The organism is Candidatus Cloacimonadota bacterium (assembly GCA_020532355.1).
Taxonomy (GTDB): Bacteria; Cloacimonadota; Cloacimonadia; order Cloacimonadales; family Cloacimonadaceae; genus UBA5456.
Map to the genome: position 1 here is coordinate 1 of JAJBBD010000250.1, position 5425 is coordinate 5425.

The following is a 5425-nucleotide window of genomic DNA, read 5'->3' on the forward strand; positions in this document are numbered from 1 at the left end:
AAGTTTACTGCAGCCTTAGCCACCATTTCTTGGCGTAAACAACCTTCAAATATCTTTTGGTGAACGTCCGAACCCTCTTGAAGTAGGATGAGGCAGTGTTTGATAGGGTGGTAATAATACAAACCGCTCTTAATGCCATTTACCCGGTGGATATCCAGAAAGCACTCGATGGGATGGCGGCTGCCGGCAGAAGGTACATTTCGAAAAGTAATTTCCATCCGTTCATTACTGCGGAAATCACGCGCCCAACTGCTACAATAGAGTAAAAAGGAAAGCTCCTCCGCACTAAGCGATTCTTCACTAAATTCACGCAAACTACGCCGTTTGGAGATGGCATCCTGTAAGCTGAGTTGGCGAAAATCTAAGGTGCCCACTGCGGGTAAGGCAACCAGTTCACCGCTGCGGGCTTTAATAGCGTCTGGGCGGCTTATTCCAAGCTGTTGATCGCTTTTATCGGCATAAACATATCGAGTAAGCTTTACAAATTCTGGACCTATGTTTTTTGCTTTTGGGCGTTCAGCTTCAATCTCCGCTAAAATAGGTCGCATGGCTTTTTCCATCAATTCCAGCTCCTCTTCACTCATGCCACTTTCCTGGCGGATTTGTTCGTCGGTGTATCCGTGAGTTTTGTAGTACAAATAATCAAAAGTTCTGGCGTCCATTTGCGTCTCCTTTTTATATTAGAGCAAACTTGTAAGCTCTTCTTGTTTGAGGTGTTCTACCACATATTTTACGTCTTCACTGCGATCTTTGGATACAATGAGGAGGGCGTCATCTGTTTCCACAACGCAGATGTTATCCAAGCCTATAACAGCGGTAAATTTGTTGGTTTTAATAAAGTTGTTGCGGGCATCTTTGCTAAAAAGTGGGGCAGAGGCGAAATTGCCTTGAATGTCGGTGGGGATAATTTCGGCAAGGGCTTTCCAACTGCCTACATCGCTCCAACCCATATCTGCAGGAATAACGCAGCGGGCTTCGGCTTTTTCCATGATGCCAATATCAATCGGCACGCGCGGCATTTGCCGATATATGGCTTCAATATTGGCGTTAAGGCCTTCTTGCTGCCAGGCGTGGGCAATTTGCAAACAGAGCTTATTTACTTGGGGTAGATGAGTGGCAAAAGCATTGGATATGGTGTCTAAACTCCAACAAAACATTCCACTATTCCAATAAAAGCCGCCTTGAGCAAGAAAGCTTTTGGCAGTAGGCAAATCTGGCTTCTCTTTGAAGCGTTTTACAGCGAACAAATCTTCTTCCAATTTGTCTCCGGCTTCTATGTATCCGTATCCGGTTGCAGGGTAATCTGGTACAATTCCAAAAGTTATCAAACGCTCTTTTGTTGCCGCCTCTACAGCCTGATGCAGCTTGCGGATAAAGGTATCTTGATCTTTTATAATATGGTCTGCAGGCAACACAATCATGGCGGTGTCTTTGGCATATTTGGCTTTTAAATACTCTGTGCTTAGCGCAATACAAGGGGCTGTATTCATGCCAAATGGTTCTATGATGATATTTTCCGGAGCTAATGCGGGTAAATGCTTTTTAACCAGCAGAACCTGACTTTTTGCGGTAACAATATATATGTCGTTCAAAGGGATAATAGGCAGCAGGCGATCTACGGTAAGTTGGATCATCGAACGATTGCCATCAAGTGCTAGAAATTGTTTGGGCTGGCTGTTGCGGCTCATTGGCCAAAATCTGGTTCCAGCCCCACCTGCCATTATCAGGGCAATCATTCTTCCTTTTTGAGTGGTCATTGCTCAATAATCCTTGTAGTTTTGGGATAGTTGTATTGCCAGATTGAGGGGTCTATCTTCTTATCCAAAAGGATGTTTGAAAACTCATAGCGTACTGTATTGGCCGATTTATCTGTGTAACTAAGCTGGGTAACAATGCCGGAGCCGCTATTGATAGTAGCTTCCAGTTTGTGGATGAGAGGATCTTGTTTGGGGCTAAGCGTCACTTTACTTTGTCCTTTGCTTTGCTCAATTATCCTCACTTCGCTACGCTTCCAAAAGTGTTCCAGAATCTCGATTGGATTCATTTTATTGAATTCTGGCGTTACTTGGCTCTTAAAGAGTGTACCAGAATCTGCATCGAAAAGCTCGGCGGCTCCATTATGGATGAATAAACGCTGAATAGAAGGATTGGTGAAAGACATCAGCATGCGGTTTTTCTCGAAATAGAATTTTCCCTGATATTCAATACTGCGCTTAAGTTGGACAAAGTGGTTTACTTGCGTAATATCGGCTTGAAAGCTAACGATATTCTTATATCGGTTGTTTAGCTTGTTATACAGGTCAGTGGTGGTTTGAGCTGCTAATAGTGAGCACATAAGCAGCACAATCAGGCTAATCTTCTTCATTCATTACTCCTAAGCGAATGAGGTCTTCCCGGTTTGCCAATACATCGCGCGATTTACTGCCCAAATGCGGTCCTACTATTTGTGCCCGCTCCAAAAGATCTACCAACCTGCCTGCACGGGCATAACCAATTTTAAAGTGGCGCTGAAGCATCGAAACTGATGCCGTGCCAGAACGAACAATCACACGTGCCGCTTCTGGGAAAAGCTCGTCGTCCCACTCGAAGAATCCGTTATCGGAGGTATTATCGGATTCTGTTTTAATGATAAAATCTTGTTTTGGTTTTGGTTGTGTTGCCAGATATTCATTTACGCGGGTTATTTCACGATCTGAAACATAAGCTCCATGTATGCGTTCTGGGGCAGCCTTTCCCGGCGGTAAGAAGAGCATATCGCCATTACCGAGCAGGCGTTCGGCTCCAATCATATCCAAGATAACGCGGCTATCCACGCGGGAAGTAACTTGAAAAGCGATGCGAGCGGGGAAATTTGCCTTGATAATTCCCGTTATTACTTTGATGGATGGACGTTGCGTAGCCAAGATCAGGTGAATGCCTACGGCACGCGCCATTTGTGCCAGGCGGGTGATAGGCAATTCTATATCTTTGCCGCTGGTCATAATGAGATCGGCAAATTCATCTACCACAATAACGATGTAGGGGAGGTGTTCCATGCTTACATCTTGAGTGCTTCTTTCGTTATAACCGATTATTTCACGTACTTTAGCTTCTTGTAGTAATTCATATCGTCGTTCCATTTCTTTCACCGCCCAATACATGGTTTCCAATGCCGTATCGGGATCGGTAACCACATTGCCGATGAGGTGTGGGACTTCTGTGTAGCCAGCTAATTCCACTCGTTTAGGATCAATCAAGATCAAGCGTAGGTCATCTGGTGTGGTGCGCATAATCAAGCTCATCAAGATAGTGTTTATGCACACCGATTTACCGCTTCCAGTAGCACCAGCAATCAGGAGATGCGGCATTTTAGCGAGGTCGGTAACAATTGCTTTGCCGGAGATATCTTTTCCCAAACCGAAGGCGAGACGAGATTTGTGCTTTTGCATATCTTCGCATAGCAGAAGGTCTTTTAAGTAGATCATATCACGGGTGAGATTGGGAATTTCGATACCAATAAGACCGCGCCCCGGTATCGGTGCTTGAACACGGATAGATTTGGCTTTTATTGCCAAGGCAAGATCGTCTGCCAAAGAAGAAAACTTACTTACTTTTACGCCTTTGGCGGGCTCCAATTCATATTGAGTGATGATGGGTCCAATATTTACGTTTTTTACCTCAGCTTCAATGTTAAACTCTGCCAGCTTATTTTGCAAGATAGCGCTAGTGTCCAATATCTGTGCCTCAATTTCCCGGCGATCTTTTTCGGAGAGCTTCACTGGACTTTCCAAGAAGTCTTCCACATTGGGCATCTGATATTCTCGCTCATCCTCAAAACCTTCTAAAACCACTTTTTGAGGAACACTCTCATGAGTTTTAGTGCTTTGCATTAATGGTTCTGCCATCTGCACGTTAGGAGCATCTCGTTCAACATGATCCATAATCTGCGGTTTGCTCTCGCTTTCTGGCTTAGTACTATTGCCCGTATCTATGTTGATATTTCTTGTTTTAGCTTCTTTTTTTCGCGCACCATCTTCCCACAAAAGCAAAATCCATTGCTTGATGTGGCTGAATTCCAATATCAGCAGCAAACTTAGTATCATGCCCCCAACAAGTACAATTTTGGCGCCCATATTACCAAATACAGCCGAGAGTATTCTATAAATGAACAAGGGCAGAATGCTGTGTGTATAGCCTGTTTGAGTGGATGACAGCAATGCTTGTAACAAGAAGAGAACCAATACCAAAGCATAGGCTTTTTGGCGAATTACGCCCTTATGTGGCTCCACGAAGTACATAAAAGAGATGCTAAATATTATTACGAAAGATAATAATGCCAGCCAATAGCCAAAAATGTAGATAAATACATAACCAAACAAGACTCCAAATACGCCAATGGGATTGCTGGTGGATTCTTGTGAAGAAAACCAACTAAAGATATTGCCATTTTCACGCAGCACCCTCATATCCTTTTCGATGTTCTGATATCCGGTAAGAAGTGAGATAATGACCAAAAGAGCGATCAAGCACAATGCCGCTGAAATCAGGCGTTTTTGCATGGCACTCATATCTTTGGCTTGTACTTTCTTCTTTTTCTTTTTCGGGGGCATAGCGTTCCTTTTTTTTAAACGTTAAAGCGGATGCTCAGGATATCGCCGTCCTGCACCACGTATTCTTTACCTTCCAAGCGGAAGAGACCTTTTTCCTTGAGGTGTTTTTCACTTCCGTGCGCTATTATTGCTTCGTAGGAAAAGCATTCTGCACGGATGAAACCCCGGGCCAGATCGCTATGTATTTTACCTGCTGCATTTACAGCATTTGTCCCTTTGGTAATGGTCCAAGCGCGAACTTCATCTTCGCCAACGGTAAAGAAGCTGATAAGTCCTAATAGCTCATAACACAGCATTGTGATGCGGTCTTTAATGGAATGTTGAATACCAAGATCTGCCATAAACAAAGCTGCTTCATCTTCTTCTAAAAGGCTCAATTCCTGCTCAAACTTGCCCGCTATTTGTTGCACCAGATAGCCTCGACTGGCGATTTCTTTAAATGCCTCTAGTTCTGTTTTAAACTCATTTTCTCTACAATTCAACAACACCAACAATGGTTTCGAGCTAAAGAATTGAAAGCCGCGAACAGCCTTTTCTTCTTCTGGAGGAAGCTCAAGCTCCCGAATGCACTTGTTTTCCTGCAAGTGTTCCAAAATCCGCCTAAGTGCCTTTTCTTCGATCTGCACTGCAGGCGTTCTAACTCCTCGTTTATAGCCCAGCTCGATCTTCTCTAATCTACGTTCGGCTACTACCATATCGCTCAAAATCATCTCATCCTCAAAATGACTGATTACTTTTAGCGGGTCTTGATCGCCATAAAGCTGATCCAATTCTTCATCCGCAAACGCCCGCAACACCAGTGCAAAGGCCTCACAACTCTTAATGCCGGAGAATAT

The 5425-nt window shown here is 44.0% G+C and carries 5 protein-coding genes; all 5 read right to left on the bottom strand.

The window, feature by feature from the left end:
* Positions 1-662, bottom strand: a 662-nt coding sequence (locus LHW48_08780; GenBank protein MCB5260544.1) for a nitroreductase family protein, incomplete at its 3' end; no start/stop codon positions are given.
* Between the two features lie 18 nt (positions 663-680).
* Positions 681-1757, bottom strand: coding sequence for an NTP transferase domain-containing protein (locus tag LHW48_08785; GenBank protein MCB5260545.1), 1077 nt, complete (start codon positions 1755-1757; stop codon positions 681-683).
* Entirely contained in the window at positions 1754-2365 is a 612-nt protein-coding gene (locus LHW48_08790) for an outer membrane lipoprotein carrier protein LolA (GenBank protein ID MCB5260546.1), read from the bottom strand. The genes LHW48_08785 and LHW48_08790 overlap by 4 nt, the downstream gene beginning before the upstream one ends.
* Positions 2352-4589, bottom strand: coding sequence for a DNA translocase FtsK (locus LHW48_08795; protein MCB5260547.1), 2238 nt, complete (start codon positions 4587-4589; stop codon positions 2352-2354). Before LHW48_08795 ends, LHW48_08790 begins: the two co-directional genes overlap by 14 nt.
* 14 nt (positions 4590-4603) lie before the next feature.
* The coding region (locus tag LHW48_08800) for a DUF933 domain-containing protein (GenBank protein MCB5260548.1) at positions 4604-5425 on the bottom strand (822 nt) is incomplete at its 5' end.